The following is a 19,236-nucleotide window of genomic DNA, read 5'->3' as shown; positions in this document are numbered from 1 at the left end:
AGTGCCTGATAGTGCGCTTTCGCGGGCAAGCCCGCTCCCACAGGTTTTGCGTCGACTGCAATATTTGTGACCGACGCCATTCCTTGTGGGAAGCCGCGGCCAAGGGCTGAGTCTTTAGTGCCTGATAGTGCGCTTTCGCGGGCAAGCCCGCTCCCACAGGTTTTGCGTCGATTGCAATATTTGTGACCGACGCCATTCCTTGTGGGAGCGAGCCTGCTCGCGAAGAACGATAACGCGGTCTAACTGGCCGCCATCCGCACCTTGCGAGCCTTGAGCCCGGCCATCAACGACGGCCCCAACGCCACCAATGCCGAACCCCACACCACCAACACCGCCCCGCCGTAACCCAGGCCATTGATGGTTTCGGCGTGCACGTACTCCGGCCACCACCAGGCGGCCAGTGCCACTGCGCCAAAAGTCACCAAGGGTGTAATGGCCAGCGTCGCACTCACCCGCGACGCCTCCCAATGGGCCAGCGCCTCGGCAAAGGCGCCATAGGCGATCAGGGTGTTCATGCAGCACGCCAGCAACAGCCAACCTTGCAACGGGTCAAGTTGCAGGGCTTGCAGAGGATGCACCCAAGGCGTCAGCAACAGCCCGCAAAACAGGTAGATCACCATCATCACCTGCAACGAATTCCACACGGTCAGTAACTGCTTCTGCCCCAGCGCATAAAATGTCCAGACCGTGGAGGCCAGCAACACCAGCAGTACACCGGCGGTATAGTCGCTCAACGAGGTCAGCAACTCACTCAGGCGCTGATTGAAAAACAGCGCAAAGCCGATCAACAACACCAACAGGCCAATCCCCTGCCCCAGGCTGAACCGCTCCTTGAACACGAACACACTGGCGATCAGCAACATGATCGGGCCCATCTGCACCACCAGTTGCGCGGTGCCTGGGCTGAGCAGGTTCAACCCCATCAGGTACAGCACGTAGTTGCCCACCAGGCCAAGCACTGCCATCAGCACCAGCCAGCCACCCCGTGGCCCGAGCGCTTTGCGACTCGGCAGGCGCCCGGTCGCCGCGAGGTAAATGAACAGGCAGCCACCGGACACCATCAGGCGAAACCAGGTCACCGTGACCGGGTCCATCACCAGCAGCACCTGCTTGAGTTTGATCGGCAGGATTCCCCACAACAGCGCGGTCAGCAAGGCCAGCAACAGCCCATAAACCCAGCGACCCGATGAAATGTGCATGCGAACCCCAATCCGGAAACAAGTCGCACCATTCTAGGCGCTGTGCCGCGCCGCACACAGGGACAGTTACCGCTTGGCCGCGAATGAAACTGTGCAGGTCGCAACATGCCGCTGGCCAGTCGGGCAGGCGACTAACGCACCGCCTCGAACAACCCGGTAGCCCCCATCCCACCGCCCACGCACATGGTGACGACGCCGTAGCGCAGATTGCGCCGCTGCAATTCGCGAACGATATGTCCGACCTGACGCGAGCCGGTCATGCCGAATGGGTGGCCAATGGAGATCGAGCCGCCATTGACGTTGTACCTGTCGTTATCGATCTCCAGCCGATTGCGCGCGTACAGGCACTGCGAGGCGAAGGCTTCGTTGAGTTCCCACAAATCGATTTCACCCAGGTGCAAGCCCTTGGCCTTCAGCAGCTTGGGCACCGAGAACACCGGGCCGATGCCCATCTCGTCCGGTTCGCAGCCGGCCACGGTGAATCCGCGGAAGAACGCCTTGGGCTGCAAGCCCAGCGCCAGGGCTTTTTCCAGGCTCATCACCAGGGTCATGGAGGCACCGTCGGACAATTGCGAGGAGTTACCGGCGGTGACCGAGCCGTCTTCGAGGAATACCGGCTTCAACCCGGCCAGGCTTTGCAGGGTGGTATCGGGACGGTTGCAATCATCGTGATCCACGACCCCCTCAAGAATCTGCACTTCGCCTGTGGCCTTGTCTTCAACCCGGTACTTCACCGCCATTGGCACGATTTCATCGTCGAACAACCCTGCTGCCTGTGCCTGGGCTGTGCGCTGCTGGCTTTGCAGGGCGTACAAGTCCTGTTCTTCACGGCTGACGTTGTAACGTCGAGCGACGATTTCGGCGGTCTGGCCCATCGGAAAGTAGATGCCCGGCACCTGCTCCTTGAGCAGCGGATTGATCAGGTGATCGGTGTTGATGCTTTTCATCGTCAGGCTGATGGACTCGACGCCACCGGCAACGATGATGTCGCTGCAACCGGAGGCGATCTGGTTGGCGGCAATGGCGATCGCCTGCAAGCCCGAGGAGCAGAAGCGGTTGAGGGTCATGCCGGCGACGCCGATGCCCAGGCGCGACAATACCGCGACGTTTCGCCCGATGTTATAGCCTTGGGAACCTTCGTTCGAGCCTGCACCTACGATGCAGTCCTCGACACTGGCCGGATCGATGCCGGTGCGCGCCAACAAGGCGTCGACACAATGCGCCGCCATGTCATCGGGACGGGTCATGTTGAACTTGCCGCGAAAGGATTTGGCCAGGCCGGTCCGCACGCTGTCGACGATCACCACTTCACGCATGGCATACCTCATTGTTGTTGTCGGTTGAGAGTGGATCGAGCATAAGCCCACTCAATAACCGACCGCGACAATCATTCACCTCGCGTATGCGTAACCATCGCCTGACTACTTGCCCTTGCGCTTGCCCGATTTTTCGAACGCCTCTTCCAGGGCGTGGTTGATGGTGCGCAACACCTTGACCCGCGCCCAGCGCTTGTCATTGGCCTCCACCAGCGTCCAGGGCGAGATCTCCGTACTGGTGCGGTCAACCATGTCGCCGACGGCGGCGCGATAGTCATCCCACTTTTCACGGTTGCGCCAGTCGTCCTCGGTGATCTTGAAGCGTTTGAACGGGATCTCTTCACGTTCCTGAAAACGCTCCAGTTGCGTCTGCTTGTCGATGGCCAGCCAGAACTTGACCACAATCACCCCGGCGTCGCTCAGTTGCTCTTCAAAGTCGTTGATTTCACCGTAGGCACGCAGCCAATCCGCCTGGGAGCAGAATCCTTCGACGCGTTCCACCAACACCCGGCCGTACCAGGAACGGTCGAACACGGTGAATTTTCCCCGGGCTGGAACATGCCGCCAAAAACGCCAGAGATACGGCTGCGCCCGTTCCTCTTCGGTGGGCGCGGCAATCGGCACGATATTGTATTGGCGCGGGTCCAGGGCCGCGGCCACGCGGCGAATCGCCCCACCCTTGCCCGCCGCGTCATTGCCTTCGAACACTGCCATCAACGCGTGTCGGCGCATGCGTTTGTCACGCATCAAGCCGGAGAACCTGGCCTGCTCGGTAATCAGTTGCTCTTCATAATCGCCCTTGGCCAACTGCAAGGTCAGATCAAGGCAGTCCAGCAGGTTCAATTGATCAACGCTGGGAAACACAGGCGCGGCGTTGACTTTTTCCGGGTGGATTTGCGGTCGTTTCAGGGCGTTCTGCAAGCCTTCGAGCAAAATCTTCCCCACCACCAGGCTGCGATAATGCGCATCCTTTCCGGCGATCACATGCCACGGCGCATAGTCGCGGCTGGTGCGCCGCAAGATGCGCTCACCGTATTTCACGAAGCGATCGTAGGTTTCGGACTGCTGCCAGTCCAGCGGGCTGATGCGCCAGCTGTGCAGCGGATCGTCGGCCAACGCCTTGAGGCGTGCCTTCATTTGTTTCTTGGAGAGGTGGAACCAGAATTTGAAGATCAGTGCGCCTTCGTCGCAAAGCATTTTTTCCAGGCGTTCGGCGCCGTTGATGCTTTGATCGAACCTGGGGTCCTTGATCACGCCGTGAACCCTGGCCTGCAGCATCTGGCTGTACCAGTTGCCGAAGAAAATGCCCATGCGGCCCTGTGCCGGAAGCATCCGCCAATAGCGCCAGGCCGGTGGGCGCGCCAGCTCCTCGTCGGTTTGCTGATCAAAGGTGCGGACCTCGATCAGGCGCGGGTCCATCCATTCATTGAGCAACTTGACCGTCTCGCCCTTGCCGGCGCCTTCGATGCCGTTGATCAGGATGATCACCGGAAACCGGCGCTGCTGGCGCAGTTCGAATTGCGCTTCAAGCAAGGCTTCACGCAAGGCCGGCACTTCGGCGTCGAAGGTTTCTTTATCAATGGCGTGATCGATTTCAGCAGATTCGAACATGAGCGGCTCCCTGGCAGATGTGAGCAAGACTAGTGGATTGATCTCTCCTGCGGGGGAGAAATCCCATTTTCATCGCCTTGGTCGTTACAGGTCTTGCCATGGATCATGCCCCCTGCCGCGATCGGATAGAATGACGACCTTGCCGTTACCGAGCCTGCCATGAAACCTGTAATGCCCCATGCCCAGATCGACTGGGACGACCAAGGGCTCCCGCGCTCGCGGGTGTTCGACGATGTGTATTTTTCCGACCTCTCAGGGCTGGACGAAACCCGCTACGTGTTCCTGGAACAGAATGCCTTGGGTGAGCGTTTCGCGGCACTTCCAGCGGGCGGTCGGTTGGTGATTGGCGAAACCGGGTTCGGTACCGGATTGAATTTCCTGTGCGCGTGGCAGTTGTTCGAGCAGCACGCTGCGGCCGGTGCACGGCTGCATTTTGTCAGTGTCGAAAAGTACCCGCTGAGTCTTGCCGACCTGCAACGAGCGCTGGCGTTGTGGCCGGAACTCAAGCCGTTGGCTGATCAACTGCTGGCGCAATACAGGGCGATCCACCAAGGCTTCCAGCGCCTGGTCCTGGATAACGGCCGCGTCACGCTCACCTTGCTGATCGGCGATGCACTGGCGTTGCTGCCGCAACTGGACGCGCAGATCGACGCCTGGTTTCTCGACGGCTTCGCCCCGGCGAAAAATCCCGACATGTGGACCGCCGAGCTGTTTGCCGAGTTGGCCCGACTGGCGGCGCCCGGTTCGACCATCAGCACCTTCACCAGCACAGGTTGGGTGCGTCGTCTGTTGAACGCCGCCGGGTTCAAGATGAAACGAACGCCTGGCATCGGCCATAAATGGGAAATCCTGCGCGGCACCTTCCTCGGCTGGCCTGCGCAAAACCCGGCACCCGCTGCGGCGAAACCCTGGTTTGCCCGCCCGGCCTCGCTAACCTTTGAACGTCGCGCGCTGGTGATCGGTGCCGGCTTGGCCGGTTGTGCCACGGCCGCCAGCCTCGCTGCTCGCGGCTGGCAGGTGAGTCTGCTGGAACGTCACGCAACGCTGGCGCAGGAAGCCTCGGGCAATCCCCAGGGCGTGCTGTACCTCAAGCTTTCCGCCCACGGCACAGCGCTGTCGCAATTGATTGTCAGCGGCTTCGGCTACACCCGGCGCTTGCTTGAGCATTTGCAACGGGGCGTTGACTGGGACGATTGCGGCGTCTTGCAACTGGCCTTCAATGCCAAGGAAACCGAGCGTCAGGCGCAATTGGCGACGGCGTTCCCCAGTGACTTGCTGCACACACTCGATCAGGCACACGCCGAGGCTCGCGCCGGTATCGCGCTGCCATCGGGGGGCCTGTTTTACCCCGAAGGCGGTTGGGTGCACCCGCCTGCGCTATGCCAATTGCAGGCTGGGCAATCGAACGTTGAATTGCTTACCCATCACGATGTGCTGGAGCTGCGCCGCGTGGACGGCGGTTGGCAAGCGTGGGATGGCGACAGCTTGCTGGCCGATGCACCCACCGTGGTGCTGGCCGGCGCCGCCGAGATCAAGCGATTCACCTACAGCAGCGAGTTGCCGCTCAAACGCATTCGCGGACAAATCACCCGTTTGCCCCAAACGACCGAAAGCCGGACGCTGAGTACCGTGGTGTGCGCCGAAGGCTATATCGCGCCGGCACGCCTGGGCGAACACACGCTGGGGGCGAGTTTCGATTTCAACAGCGACGACCTGACCCCGACCACTGCCGAGCATTTGGGTAACTTGCAGATGCTCGAAGAAATCTCCCTGGATCTGGTCGCTCGGCTCGGCGCGCACCCCTTGCAAGCCGATGAACTTGAAGGTCGTGCAGCGTTTCGCTGTACCAGCCCGGATTACTTGCCGATTGTCGGGCCATTGGCCGACAGCCAGGCATTCGCCGACGCCTACAAAGTATTGAGCAAGGATGCCCGGCAAACCCCGGATATCCCCTGTCCCTGGCTGGATGGCCTGTACGTCAACAGCGGCCACGGTTCGCGAGGGCTGATCACCGCGCCACTGTCAGGGGAGTTGATTGCCGCGTGGCTGGATGGCGAACCGCTGCCTCTGCCCAGGACCGTGGCCGAGGCCTGTCATCCGAATCGCTTTGCCTTGCGTCAGTTGATCCGGGGCAAGGCCTGAGTCGCTCGATCGAGAATCGAACAGGTCTTCAATTCGTCGAGCACATCCCTAGGGCTGGCAGGTCAGCGCCAGCCCATCCAGCGCACTTATAACTTATCGATCTAAAACTCCCGCGATCTCACTGGGTCAGTTTCTGAGTACCCGGCCTTTCAGGCCAGGTGCCGATACCCCTCCCCAACGGAAAAACCGGTAAGGAATTTATGTGCGGATTAGCTGGCGAGTTACGTTTTGACAATCAACCTGCAGACCTTGCAGCCATTGAGCGAATCACCCATCACCTGGCACCTCGAGGCCCTGACGCCTGGGGTTTTCATAGCCAAGGGCCGATAGCCCTGGGCCATCGACGCCTGAAAATCATGGACCTGTCGGACGGCTCGGCACAGCCGATGATCGATACCCAACTGGGCCTGTCCCTGGCCTTCAACGGCGCGATCTACAACTTCCCGGAACTGCGAACCGAACTCGAAAGCCTCGGTTATGCCTTCTATTCCGGCGGCGACACCGAAGTGCTGCTCAAGGGTTACCACGCCTGGGGCGAAGCGCTGTTGCCCAAGCTCAACGGCATGTTTGCCTTCGCTATCTGGGAACGCGACGCCAAGCGCCTGTTCATCGCCCGTGACCGTCTTGGCGTGAAGCCGCTGTACCTGTCGCGCACCGGCCAGCGCCTGCGCTTCGCTTCGGCGTTGCCAGCGCTGCTCAAGGGCGGCGACATTAAACCGATTCTCGATCCGGTGGCCCTGAACCACTATCTGAATTTCCATGCCGTGGTCCCAGCCCCACGCACTTTGCTGGCCGGCATCGAAAAACTGCCACCGGCGACCTGGATGCGCATTGACGCGGATGGCCGAACCGAACAGAAAACCTGGTGGACCCTGCCCTACGGCCCACGTGCCGACGAGATCAATCTGACGCTCGAGGATTGGCGCGACCGCGTACTCGACAGCACCCGCGATGCGGTGGCGATTCGTCAACGGGCCGCAGTGGATGTTGGCGTGCTGCTGTCGGGCGGTGTCGATTCGAGCATGCTCGTCGGCTTGTTGCGTGAAGTCGGTGTGGAAAACCTGTCGACCTTCTCCATCGGCTTCCAGGATGCCGGTGGCGAGCGCGGTGACGAGTTCCAGTATTCGGACTTGATCGCCAGGCATTACGGCACCCAACACCATCAATTGCGCATCGACGAAAAAGAGATTATCGAACAACTGCCCGCCGCCTTCCGCGCAATGAGCGAGCCGATGGTCAGTCATGACTGCATCGCTTTCTATCTGTTATCGCGCGAAGTGGCCAAGCATTGCAAAGTGGTGCAGAGCGGCCAGGGTGCGGACGAATTGTTCGCCGGGTATCACTGGTATCCGCAGGTCGATGGCGCTGCCGATCCCTACACGGCCTATCGCGATGCATTCTTCGATCGCAGCTATGAGGACTACGTCGCCACTGTCCAGCCGAAATGGCTGACCGCGAATGACGCCGCCGGCGACTTCGTGAAGGAGCATTTCGCACAACCCGGCGCCGATGCGTCGGTGGACAAGGCCTTGCGTCTGGACAGCACGGTGATGCTGGTGGATGACCCGGTCAAACGCGTCGACAACATGACCATGGCCTGGGGCCTGGAAGCGCGCACGCCGTTTCTCGACTATCGCCTGGTGGAATTGTCAGCCCGGGTGCCGGGCAAATTCAAACTGCCTGACGGTGGCAAGCAAGTCCTGAAGGAAGCCGCGCGCCTGGTCATTCCAAGCGAAGTCATCGACCGCAAAAAAGGCTACTTCCCGGTGCCGGGTCTCAAGCATTTGCAGGGTGACACGCTGAACTGGGTACGTGAATTGCTGCTGGATCCGAGCCAGGATCGTGGCCTGTTCAACCCGGCGATGCTCGACCGCTTGCTGACGGACCCACAAGGCCAATTGACTCCGTTGCGCGGCTCCAAGCTGTGGCAATTGGCGGCGCTGAACCTGTGGCTCAGTGAACAAGGAATCTGATCGATGAAACCTCAAGCCACGGCGTATAACCAACGCCTGTTACGCGGTCAGGCGCCTTCCTACGAACGCTTGCAGGCGCGTCTGGCCGAAGACGGCAGTGAACTCAGTACCGCGCCGATTGCCGTGCATTGCGGCTGGGGCCGGTTGTTGATCGGCCATACGTTCCCCGACCCGACGAGCCTTGCCCAGGCATTGCTCAATGAACGACCGGGCGAGCGCGACATCGCCCTGTATGTCGCCGCGCCTCAGCAAGTACTGGGGCTGGAGCCGGCCCAGTTGTTTCTCGACCCCTCCGATACTTTGCGGTTGTGGTTCAGCGATTACCGGCAGGCGACCCGTGTGTTTCGCGGTTTTCGCATTCGTCGCGCGCAAGGCGATGCCGACTGGCAGGCGATCAATCAGTTGTATCTGGCACGCGGCATGTTGCCGATCGACGCCAGCTTGCTGACTCCCCGTCATCTGGGCGGCCCGGTGTACTGGCTGGCCGAGGACGAGGACAGCGGCGCGGTCATCGGCAGCGTCATGGGCCTTAATCATCAGAAGGCGTTCAACGATCCGGAACACGGCAGCAGCCTCTGGTGCCTGGCCGTCGATCCGCACTGTTCGCGGCCCGGCGTCGGTGAGGTGCTGGTGCGGCATCTGATTGAACACTTCATGAGCCGTGGGCTGAGTTACCTGGACTTGTCCGTGCTGCACGACAATCGCCAGGCCAAAAATCTTTACGCCAAGCTTGGTTTTCGCAACCTGTCGACCTTTGCGATCAAGCGCAAGAACGGCATTAACCAGCCGTTGTTTCTCGGCCCTGGCCCTGAAGCCAAGTTCAACCCTTACGCGCGGATCATCGTCGAGGAAGCCCATCGCCGCGGCATTGATGTGCAGGTCGATGATGCCGAGGCGGGGATGTTTACCCTCAGCCACGGCGGTCGGCGGGTACGTTGCCGCGAGTCACTGACCGACCTGACCAGCGCCATCAGCATGAGCCTGTGCCAGGACAAAAGCCTGACCCATAAAGCGCTCACGGCCGCCGGCCTGAACCTGCCCGCGCAGCAATTGGCGGGTAACGCCGATGACAACCTGGCGTTTCTCGACGAACACCAGCGAGTGGTGGTCAAGCCACTGGACGGTGAACAGGGGCAAGGCGTGGCGGTGGATCTACAGACCATCGAAGAGGTCCAGAACGCCATCGAAGCAGCTCGTCAGTTCGACAGTCGCGTGCTGCTGGAAAGCTTCCATGAAGGCCTCGACCTGCGAATTCTGGTGATCGGCTTTGAAGTGGTCGCTGCGGCGATTCGACGGCCCGCCGAAGTGGTGGGCGATGGCCAGCACTCCATCGGCGCGCTGATCGAAGCCCAGAGTCGACGGCGCCAGGCGGCTACAGGCGGCGAAAGCAAGATCCCTCTGGACCCTGAGACCGAGCGCACCTTGCAGGCAGCCGGCTACGACTACGACAGCATACTGCCGCCGGGCGAGCACCTTTTCGTGCGGCGCACGGCAAACCTTCATACCGGCGGGATTCTCGAAGATGTCACCTCGATGCTTCATCCCACGCTGGTGGATGCCGCGGTGCGCGCGGCGCGGGCGCTGGATATTCCCGTGGTCGGCCTCGACCTGATGGTATCTGCCGCCGATCAACCGCAGTACGTATTCATAGAAGCCAACGAGCGCGCCGGACTGGCCAACCATGAACCGCAGCCGACGGCCGAGCGGTTTGTAGACCTGCTGTTTCCGCACAGTCAGCCGGCCGTGTAGCGCCCGATCGTTCCCATGCTCTGTGTGGGAATACAGCCCGGGACGCTCCGCGTCCCTCAAGAGCCGAACTCAGAGCGTTCGTTGATTCATTCCTTTGCTGCGCGTGAAAACGATCCCTCAACTCATCAGGAGTTTCCATGACCCGCCAATACCCGGAACCAGACCTGACCTACCTGCAGAAAGTCCTGCTGGAAATGCTCGCCATTCCCAGCCCCACCGGCTTCACCGACACCATCGTGCGCTATGTCGCCGAACGGCTCGAAGAGCTGGGCATTCCCTTCGAGATGACACGTCGCGGCACCATCCGCGCCACCCTCAAGGGCAAGAAAAACAGCCCGGACCGCGCCGTTTCCGCGCACCTGGACACCATTGGCGCCGCCGTGCGCGCCATCAAGGACAACGGCCGCCTGACACTGGCCCCGGTGGGTTGCTGGTCCAGCCGTTTTGCCGAAGGCAGCCGCGTCAGCCTGTTTACCGACAACGGCGTGATCCGTGGCAGCGTGCTGCCGCTAATGGCCTCCGGGCACGCGTTCAACACTGCCGTGGATGAAATGCCAATCAGCTGGGACCACATCGAATTGCGCCTGGACGCCTATTGCGCCACCCGCGCCGATTGTGACTCGCTTGGCATCAGCGTCGGTGATTTCGTCGCCTTCGACCCGCTGCCGGAGTTCACCGAAAGTGGCCACATCAGTGCCCGCCACCTGGACGACAAGGCTGGTGTCGCAGCGTTGCTGGCAGCGTTGAAAGCGATCGTCGACAGCGGCGAAGAGCTGGCGATCGACTGTCATCCGCTGTTCACTATCACCGAGGAAACCGGCAGTGGCGCCGCGGCGGCGTTGCCTTGGGATGTCAGCGAATTCGTCGGCATCGACATCGCCCCGGTCGCGCCCGGCCAGCACTCCAGCGAGCATGCGGTGAGCATTGCGATGCAGGATTCCGGCGGGCCGTACGACTATCACTTGTCGCGCCACCTGTTGCGCCTGGCCAGTGACAACGAGTTGCCCGTACGCCGCGACCTGTTCCGCTACTACTTCAGCGACGCTCACTCGGCGGTCACCGCCGGCCATGACATCCGCACCGCCCTGCTCGCCTTTGGCTGCGACGCCACCCACGGCTACGAACGCACCCACATCGACAGTCTCGCCGCCCTCAGCCGCCTGCTCGGCGCCTACATCCTCAGCCCGCCGGTGTTCGCCAGCGACGCGCAGCCGGCCAAAGGCTCGCTCGACCGGTTCAGTCACCAGATCGAACACGAGACGCAGATGGAAAGCGATACGCGGGTGCCGTCGGTGGATAGCCTGGTGGGACAGCGATCCAATAACTGATCCGGATTTTAGGAAGCCTGGACTGACGCCTTCGCGGGCAAGCCCGCTCCCACAGGGTCAAGCGCTTAACTGTGGGAGCGAGCCTGCTCACGAAAGCGATCTATCAGGCAAGGCGTGAACCACAAGCTAGCCCCGACCCGTGATTCGCCGTAGCATCGCGCCATTGTTTAGCCGAGGTGCCTATGCTGATTCCACACGACCAACTTGAAGTCGATACCCTGACCCGCCTGATCGAAGATTTCGTGACCCGCGACGGCACCGACAATGGCGATGACACGCCGCTGGAGACCCGTGTATTGCGGGTTCGCCAGGCATTGATAAAGGGCCAGGCCCTGATTGTCTTTGATCCGGAGAGCGAGCAGTGCCAGCTGATGCTCAAGCATGACGTGCCCAAGCATTTATTCGACTGATTTTTTGTTTCGCGAAAGCTTGCGCTGGATTCGCTCGTAGATCTCGCTGCGGTGCACGTTGACATGGTTCGGGGCTTCGATGCCGAAGCGCACGTTACCGCCATTGACGGCAAGAATGCGCACCGAAATGGTGTCACCGATGGAAATCATCTCGCCGACTACACGACTTAGTACAAGCATGGCTTTGGTCCTTCAGGGTTACCGGGCCTTGAAGATGCCCGGTGCACGACGGGCCTACAAGACAGCCACGGTAATCCAGACCAAACCTACAGCCACGCGGCTGCCTTGCTGAAGGAAATGCCTGACACGCCGCCTTAATCAAGGGTCGCTACGTCAGGAGGCCGAGAAGCGCGGGCCGAACAGGATAACGCTTGCCCCGATCACGCACAGTGCCACGCCAAGCCAGTCGGAACCCAGTGGGCGAATCCGCTCGACCACCGCCAGCCAACCAATCGAAGCAACGATGTAGATACCGCCGTAAGCGGCATAGGCACGGCCCGCATAAGTCGCCTCGATGCGCGTCAGCAACAACGCGAACAACGTCAGGCTGAGTAACGCCGGCACCACCCACCAGGCACTTTTACCCTGGCGCAACCACATCCAGAAGGCGAAGCAACCGGCGATTTCGAACAACGCGGCGAGGAAAAACCACAGGTAATTGAGCATGCGAACGTCTCGCGAGGATGGCCGATGGCGGCCACCCTAACGAGGCTGTCCTGTGCGGGCAAGTTCAGCTTGCGGATTGCTTGGCCTTGGCGCGCATCTTGTCGGCCATCAGGGTCATTTCGTTGTAGAGCAATTGCGGGTTTTTCTGCTTGAGCGCCCAGGCCTGGCGGCCCTGTTCGTGGGGCAGGATCATGAACTCGCCGACGGCGACCTGCTGAAAGATGTAATCGGCAATATCGGTGGCACTGATGGGCGAGCTTTCCAGCAACTTGCCAACCTGGGCTTTCATGGCCGGCGTCGGGCCGCGGAAGGAGTCCAGCAGATTGGTCTGGAAAAACGACGGGCAAACCACATGCACGCCGACTTCCTGATGCGCGAGTTCGATCAACAGGCTTTCGGACAACGCCACCACGCCGGCCTTGGCCACGTTGTAGTTGCTCATGGCCGGCCCCTGCATCAACGCCGCCATCGAGGCGATGTTGATGATCTTGCCCTTGCTCTTTTCCAGCAACGGCAGGAAGGCCTTGCAGCCCTTGACCACACCCATGAGGTTGATTGCGATCTGCCAGTCCCAGTCTTCGAGGGACAGTTCGCTGAAGAATCCGCCAGAGGCAACCCCCGCGTTGTTGACGATGATATCGATACCACCGAACTTCGACTCGCAGGCCTGGGCAAACGCGGTCAGCTGGCTGTAATCACGCACATCGCAACGCTGGATAAAACCGTCACCACCGACTTCGCGCACTTGTTTCAAGGTTTCCTGCAGGCCTGGTTCGCTGACGTCCGACAAGGCCAGCTGCCAGCCTTCGCGCGCCCAGCGCAACGCGATTTCGCGACCCAGGCCGGAGCCCGCGCCAGTGATCATCATGCGATTTTGCATAGCAAACAGCCTTGTTGTTCCGGGGAAGATGCGTCGAGTGTAGCGAAGGAAATTGGCCGCCCCACGCTCTATCAAATTGCTGAATGCCCCGAGCAAACCGCAATCGTGGCTCAACCAACTAACGCGACAACAGATTGATGGGTGGACGATTTTAAAAACCGCAAAAAAACTTGGAATTTTTTGCCCTGCGCCGAGGTCGGATTTTTTAAGCAGCTCGAATAAATGACGTTCCCGCTGACTGATAACAGCTAGGTCATTCCTGAATACTTACAGCAAGGAAACAGATATGGGCACAATACTTCTGATCATTCTGATCCTGTTACTGATCGGTGGTCTACCGGTCTTCCCACACTCCAGAAATTGGGGTTATGGCCCGTCCGGTATTATCGGCGTGGTGTTGGTGGTGATATTGATCCTGTTGTTGCTCGGGAAAATATGACGTTCTGAGAAGACAATAAAGGCTGCAAAAATTCCGATGCCAGTCAGGTAAAACTGACTGGCATCTTTTTTTCAAAGTTTGCGTCACACGTTAGTGAAAATGCCACTGACAGGATCAATATTGCCTGCATAAGGCACACTGGTTCCTGCGGCCTTGGCAACGGTTGCCCAGATCCGCTGCATGTCGACGAAGTCCCGGCCGATAACCGGGTTCCCCGCGTGATGCTTCTTATCGGCTTGCGTCGTGATATTCAGATACCGTCCTGCGCCCTCCCCGCTTTTCAACAATCCGCACGCGCCGCCCATCATGACCAGCGGCATATCAATGGAGTGCTCGGGGGCTCCATCAGCCATTTCGCTGGTGACAATGACCAGGACAGATTCGAGCAAGTTGTGACCGGGCATGTCCGGATCTGCATGCCTGGACAGCTCATCCATCAATTCCTTGACCTGCCGGACGTACCATTGCCGGGTTCCTTTCCAGACGGCTTCCCCAGCGTAACGGTGAGCGCAGTCATGGGGATTTTTGTCGCGACTGACATCAATGATATTGAGTGACTCCGCCGAGCGTCCGATCTGAATGGTGGCAACGCGGGTAATCCCGCAACTCAAGGCGGTGGCCACCACTTTATGGTGGTCGGCCTGTATGCGTGTGCGGTGCTCCGCCGACTGGTAATCCAGGGGCTCGAGCATCACAGGCTCGCATGCCCCCACGGGCGGCCGCGTTGCCTCAAGGTCCTTGATGACCTGCTCGACTGAATCCAGATGGGTATCCAGCTTTTGCCTCTGGCCGGGGGAGAGCTGGTTTTTGATGTCCTGGATATCCGCCAGGGATGCCTCTAACAGTTTTCCAGCGCCAGGCTCCAGTGCGCGTCGAGCTTGAGCTGGCGTCTTGAACAGCGATTCGGCCATCAGCATGGGGTCGCGGTAGGGCGTGCGAATCGCTTTGCCCTGAAACGACACGAACCAGGGCGTACCGTCGATCCCTGCGTGGGGCCCGGCAAACAAGCTGCGATGCGAGGGTTCATTACCCGGCAGTGCATTTCCCAAGAGGACGTCGATTGATGACTCACTCTTTTCGCTATCACGCAAAATATAGTTCCAGTTGTTATGGCCCGAGTTGCCTGGCCCCGCAATAATCCCGCGCAGGTACAACGACTGGTTGCGATAAGCATCCAGCTCTTTACTGACTTCATTCAATGTAAAAGCCGTGGTATCCATCCCCTGTGCAGTGGGATGCCACAAACCGCGCCCATCGCCAAATGGGCCGCCCCGATAAGAGTCCACTGCCGTTCCGTCGGGTATGACTACAATCAAGACCTTCAACAAGGGTTGCTCGGATTGCCCCGCCAATGCCATGTGCGTCAAACCGAATTGGGTCAATGGACCATAGACACCGGCCGCAACCAGTCCCGCGAGAAAACGCCGGCGACTTTTCAAGATGTCCATGATCAGTTCCTCTCGGTTTTGTAGATGAACGCGTTGGAAGTCCCCAGGGTTCGCAACATCTCTTCCAGGGAGCCGGATTTTTTCAAGCCATCGGCAATTGCCTTTACGACTCCCGACGTCGATGCGTCCGATTTGCTGCCGAACACAAACCGGAAATAACTGTCGGCCATACAGAACTGGGATGCGGGATGGCGGGGTACGATTTTGGCGATACCGCGAACGTCATTGATCGTCTCTGAGCCGGTCGAAGTTAAAAAGGGACCGGATGCCTTGATCGGCAACATCTGAGGATATTGGTCAAAGTTGTAGGCTTTTTCCTGGGTACGATAACGGCCAGCTGCATCGTAATGCTCCATCGCGGCGCCGGTGTCATTCATGAATTGGTGACATTGCCAGCAGCGCCCTCCTGACGCTTGCTCACCGTTGACCAGATCCCAGCGTTCACGGGTGGTGATGGGCTGAGCAGGAAAAACCGGACCTGTAGGATCTGGCTCAACCGGTGCACCGAACTCACGACAGAACATCTGCTCGCGAATCATGATTCCACGCTTGACCAGTGAGGTGGTCTCGAAATCCGACGTGGCTGCCTGAGTCAGCCCCAGGTGCAACAACCCGCCCCGTTTGTCGTCCACCGCGACTTTTTGCATCGTGCTGCCCGCGACCCCGCTGATGCCATAATACGCAGCCAGGTCCTGATTCAGATAGGTGTAACCGGGGTTGAACAACTTATCCAGGGTGCCTGAATCGAGCAGCATGCTTTTGCTCAGCAAGTATTGCTCCTGTGCCATGAGCGCAATCATTGGCTTGGTCAGTCCCGGTTTTTCCTGAACGCCGCGCGCGGTTTTGATGTAGTAGCTGACGAAGCGGTTGAACTGCTCGATGCCGCGGTCCGTTTGCATCATCCGCTGAATTTCGGCGGAGATCTGTTGTGAAGTCTGCAGTTCGTTGCGCTGCGCCTTGGCCAACAGTTCGACATCCGGTGTTGTGCCCAGGAACCCGTAAGAAAGTGCTGTTACCAGCTCGAACGGCGTGAGCTTATACACCTTGCTTGCCGTGGCTGACTCCACCCCCAACTCCGAGCGATAGAGAAAATGCGGCGACATCAATAGCGCCGCAATCACAGCCGGGGCCCCTTGCTCGTCGTGTATTTTCTGATAACGCAAACGCTCGGCATCTGTCACGGGACGACGGAACATCTGATAGCCCAGGGAAGTGACCAGGTCGGTGCCTGTGCGAGAGGTTGCCAGCGCACTCAAGCGCGCAGGTGCCACCTTCTCTGCCGCCGACAACGCCATGTCATAAAACAGCTTGACGTCCTCGGCCTGCAGAATGCCCTTGCTCGCTTCCCCTGGGTATTTGAAATCTTTTTCCGACTTGTCGGCCGGTAGTTTCTCGGGATTGACCTCGACCCCCAGGATGTCCCGGATGCTGGCGGCATACTCACTGGGCGTGAGCAATCGCAACTGCCGCGCTCCATAGGTCTCGCTTTGGTCCAGGTAGGGTTTCCAGATGACGTCGAACAACTGGTGGCTGATTTCGGTCGCACAGGTGGTGTCGCAGTGCCCCGAAACCGGCATGCTCTTGATCTGATTGACCAACGCTTCACGACCCGCCGCGCTCCAGATCAAGGCCTTGGCCGCACTGTCGAAATATTCGACCGAATGGCACTTGGTACAGGCCCCCGCCAGGACCGACTCGCCCAGGTTCTCGACATGTCGATAGGCGATGAGGGGTAGCTGCCGGTCCTCGCTGGACTCATCAATCACCACCGGCTCCAGTTCCGGCTCCGGTTTTTCCTTGGAGTAAAACGGGTAGATCACCTTGTACTTGCCATAATCGAGGATATGCGTCGTGCTTGCCCCCCACGGAATCTGTATGAGCAGCGGCTCAGCATGACTCTGATCCTCGTTAACCAGACTGATGTGCCATTGGTCATCGGTGACAGAAGCAGGCTTGCTCGGCGCGTTGATCGTGATCTTGACCTCTAGCTTGATCGGCCGCTCGCGGTATCGCAGGTTGATGGCCTGGCTCTTGTTGGTTGGCGATAGCGTGAACGAGGTGTTGCGCACCAGAGGAATCCATTTTTTCACATCATTGAGGCGCAACTGATACTCACCATACGCCAGCCCTTTGAGAATCAGTGCGGACTCATTGTTTAACGGATCCCACGACAGTTGCACCAGTCGGCTATTGCCGTCGGGGGCGATCAGGTAGCCACTGATCATTTCGTCTTCCAGGCCGGGGGGTGACAGCATTGGACGCAGGGCCAGTTCTGTCTCCGGCAGCCCGGTTGCGTCATAGCGCATGCGATAGATGACCCCGGCGACGTCGTCGCTGATCAGCAGGCTGCCATCCGCCAGTTCAAGAAACTCGACGGGACGACCAATGCAAGAGTTGTCCAGGCAATAGACATCAAATCGATCCGGGTCCTGCACAAATCCATTGATCAGCGGGATCTGGTTGACCACGCGCGTACCGCCCTGGATGGTCAGCATTTGTATGTCCATGCCCGGGCGGGCGGTGGAACCCGCACCATGCACGGCCACCAACAAACGTTGGGTACCCGCCGCAGCCGGGTAACCTGACCAGAACTTGACGCCGAGCGGTGCAGTGTTGGTACCCGACTCAAAAGCGGCCGGCACATAGTCAGCGGGGTGGATCTGCTCGAGCGACTTGTCGGACACAATGGCACCGGGTACCAGCGGCGGCTGGATCACGCCCGGGTTCTGGTACTCCTCTTGAGTGAAACCGGGCGTGTCCCTGCCAAACCGATAAGGCACACCGAAATGCAACCCGGGGCCCCGGATGACGTTGACCTCGTCAGGGTTGGGGAAGCCTTGGCGATTGTTATCGCTGAACCAGATTTTGCCGTCCTTGGGATTCCAGTCGAAGCCGACAGAGTTACGCACCCCCATGGCCAGAATCTCCGACTCCCCCGTTTCCAGGGAGTACCGCAAGACCGTCCCATAGCGCTTGTCGGCGGGAATCATGCATAGGTTGCACGGAGTGCCGACCGCCGTATAAAGCCACTTGTCCGACGGATCGACTGGGTTGAAGCGCAACGGGTGTTTCATGTGCCAGATACGAGTGTTCGAGCCGGACGACAGAGGGGGCAAGGGAAATAGCTTGCCGTCGGCCGGAAAATTGAAAACCAATTCCGGTTTCGGGTCTTTGTAATGATCGTCCGCGTTACGCAAGCGATACAGGCCGCCCGTGGTCGAGTAATACAGATCACCGTCGCGATATGCCACACCGTGAGGCTCTTCCAGGCCGCTGGCAATGACATGAATGCCGGTCGGTTTACCCGCCCCGTCCAGTGGCAACGCGTAGATCATGTCGCCGATTTTTCCGTCATAGACGTATGACGGGATGGCGCTGGAGCCGACATACAGGACGTTCTTGCCCATGGCCATCTGCCTGGGCTGGATAAGGCCCTGGGCAAACAACTCGATTTTTATCCCCGGCAAGCCATTGAGCTTGCTCACCTCAACCGGAGGCCGATACTTCACCGCTACCGTTTGCTCGGCCCCCTGCGCCTCCTTGAACGAAACAATGCGCGGGGTGTTCAGCGGGATGTATCCATCAGCGCTGTTCATTACCAGCTGGTAGTCGCAAGCTTTCAGATTATCGAGGTGGATCGTTTCGTTGGCTTTTGCGCTGATCGCAATCTCTTCGGCCTTGCAACGCAGCGTCCCGGTGACCGTCTGATCTGCGCGAGCGACACCCTTCACTGCCGGTTTCAGAGGGGCTTTGCCGCTGAGGGTGGAAAAGCTCAGCGTCAGGCGGTTGCCTTCGAAGCCACCGCATTCACCGAGTTCCTTCCATGCATCCTTCCACGGGCCGCCGACCACCAATGGCTCATAGACCGGCAATTTGCACCACTGCCAACTGCCGACGCCAGATGGGGCCTCGTCATCTTTCCAGCATTCAAACAGCTGGTCGGCATGCTGAACCTGCTGCCCCTGTTCGTAGAGCGCGCCCTTTTCATAAGCAGGCGCTGTACAGGACTGAACTGATGGAGCTGACTCCGATGATCGGGTAAACATCACTAAGGCGATGACAGCGGCGAGCGCCG

14 protein-coding genes are annotated in these 19,236 nt (G+C 59.5%); 6 read left to right on the top strand and 8 right to left on the bottom strand.

Annotation, left to right across the window (positions count from 1 at the left end; all coding sequences use genetic code 11):
* Positions 1-239 precede the first annotated feature (239 nt).
* From QLG10_RS24005 to pap, 3 genes are all read right to left on the bottom strand, one after another.
* The gene (locus QLG10_RS24005; RefSeq protein ID WP_282488163.1) at positions 240-1,199 is read right to left on the bottom strand and encodes a DMT family transporter; all 960 of its coding nucleotides are present in this window, start codon (positions 1,197-1,199) and stop codon (positions 240-242) included.
* A gap of 131 nt (positions 1,200-1,330) precedes the next feature.
* Positions 1,331-2,515 (bottom strand): acetyl-CoA C-acyltransferase, encoded by a 1,185-nt coding sequence (locus QLG10_RS24000; RefSeq protein ID WP_110749739.1) that lies wholly within the window; start codon positions 2,513-2,515, stop codon positions 1,331-1,333.
* Positions 2,516-2,620: 105 nt separating this feature from the next.
* A complete protein-coding gene (pap, locus tag QLG10_RS23995) occupies positions 2,621-4,126 on the bottom strand; it encodes a polyphosphate:AMP phosphotransferase (protein WP_110749741.1) in 1,506 nt (501 codons plus the stop codon).
* A 159-nt stretch (positions 4,127-4,285) separates the two neighbouring features.
* On the opposite strand from pap, the gene mnmC reads away from it, so the two are divergent.
* The 5 genes from mnmC to QLG10_RS23970 all read left to right on the top strand — a co-directional run bounded on the left by mnmC (position 4,286) and on the right by QLG10_RS23970 (position 11,728).
* Positions 4,286-6,268: a bifunctional tRNA (5-methylaminomethyl-2-thiouridine)(34)-methyltransferase MnmD/FAD-dependent 5-carboxymethylaminomethyl-2-thiouridine(34) oxidoreductase MnmC gene (mnmC, locus tag QLG10_RS23990; protein WP_282488162.1), complete on the top strand. Its 1,983-nt coding sequence runs from the start codon at positions 4,286-4,288 to the stop codon at positions 6,266-6,268.
* A gap of 200 nt (positions 6,269-6,468) precedes the next feature.
* Positions 6,469-8,241, top strand: a complete 1,773-nt coding sequence (locus QLG10_RS23985) for an N-acetylglutaminylglutamine amidotransferase (RefSeq protein ID WP_110749745.1) — start codon at positions 6,469-6,471, stop codon at positions 8,239-8,241.
* Positions 8,242-8,244: 3 nt separating this feature from the next.
* A complete protein-coding gene (ngg, locus tag QLG10_RS23980; protein ID WP_248678425.1) occupies positions 8,245-9,990 on the top strand; it encodes an N-acetylglutaminylglutamine synthetase in 1,746 nt (581 codons plus the stop codon).
* Between the two features lie 137 nt (positions 9,991-10,127).
* Complete coding sequence (locus QLG10_RS23975; protein ID WP_110749750.1) at positions 10,128-11,318, top strand: osmoprotectant NAGGN system M42 family peptidase; 1,191 nt, start codon at positions 10,128-10,130, stop codon at positions 11,316-11,318.
* A gap of 182 nt (positions 11,319-11,500) precedes the next feature.
* A complete protein-coding gene (locus tag QLG10_RS23970; RefSeq protein ID WP_008060849.1) occupies positions 11,501-11,728 on the top strand; it encodes a YheU family protein in 228 nt (75 codons plus the stop codon).
* On the opposite strand, the gene csrA is transcribed toward QLG10_RS23970, so the two are convergent.
* From csrA to QLG10_RS23955, 3 genes are all read right to left on the bottom strand, one after another.
* Complete coding sequence (gene csrA, locus QLG10_RS23965) at positions 11,717-11,908, bottom strand: carbon storage regulator CsrA (protein ID WP_110749752.1); 192 nt, start codon at positions 11,906-11,908, stop codon at positions 11,717-11,719. The genes QLG10_RS23970 and csrA overlap by 12 nt on opposite strands.
* A gap of 153 nt (positions 11,909-12,061) precedes the next feature.
* Positions 12,062-12,394 carry a YnfA family protein gene (locus tag QLG10_RS23960; protein ID WP_282488161.1) on the bottom strand — a complete coding sequence of 111 codons (333 nt, stop codon included), beginning with the start codon at positions 12,392-12,394 and terminating at the stop codon, positions 12,062-12,064.
* Between the two features lie 64 nt (positions 12,395-12,458).
* Positions 12,459-13,274, bottom strand: coding sequence for an SDR family oxidoreductase (locus tag QLG10_RS23955; protein ID WP_188263766.1), 816 nt, complete (start codon positions 13,272-13,274; stop codon positions 12,459-12,461).
* 286 nt (positions 13,275-13,560) lie between these two features.
* Between QLG10_RS23955 and QLG10_RS23950 the strand changes: the two genes are divergently transcribed.
* Entirely contained in the window at positions 13,561-13,713 is a 153-nt protein-coding gene (locus tag QLG10_RS23950; protein ID WP_110749756.1) for a DUF3309 family protein, read from the top strand.
* 83 nt (positions 13,714-13,796) lie between these two features.
* On the opposite strand, the gene QLG10_RS23945 is transcribed toward QLG10_RS23950, so the two are convergent.
* Positions 13,797-15,161 (bottom strand): DUF1552 domain-containing protein, encoded by a 1,365-nt coding sequence (locus QLG10_RS23945; protein WP_282488160.1) that lies wholly within the window; start codon positions 15,159-15,161, stop codon positions 13,797-13,799.
* A gap of 2 nt (positions 15,162-15,163) precedes the next feature.
* A complete protein-coding gene (locus tag QLG10_RS23940) occupies positions 15,164-19,033 on the bottom strand; it encodes a DUF1592 domain-containing protein (protein WP_282488159.1) in 3,870 nt (1,289 codons plus the stop codon).
* Between the last annotated feature and the right edge of the window lie 203 nt (positions 19,034-19,236).

Origin of the sequence: Pseudomonas sp. V98_8, from assembly GCF_029967975.1 — a bacterium.
Lineage (GTDB): Bacteria > Pseudomonadota > Gammaproteobacteria > Pseudomonadales > Pseudomonadaceae > Aquipseudomonas > Aquipseudomonas umsongensis.
The sequence above is the reverse complement of the archived record's forward strand: the minus strand, read 5'-3'. Positions and strand labels throughout refer to the sequence as shown.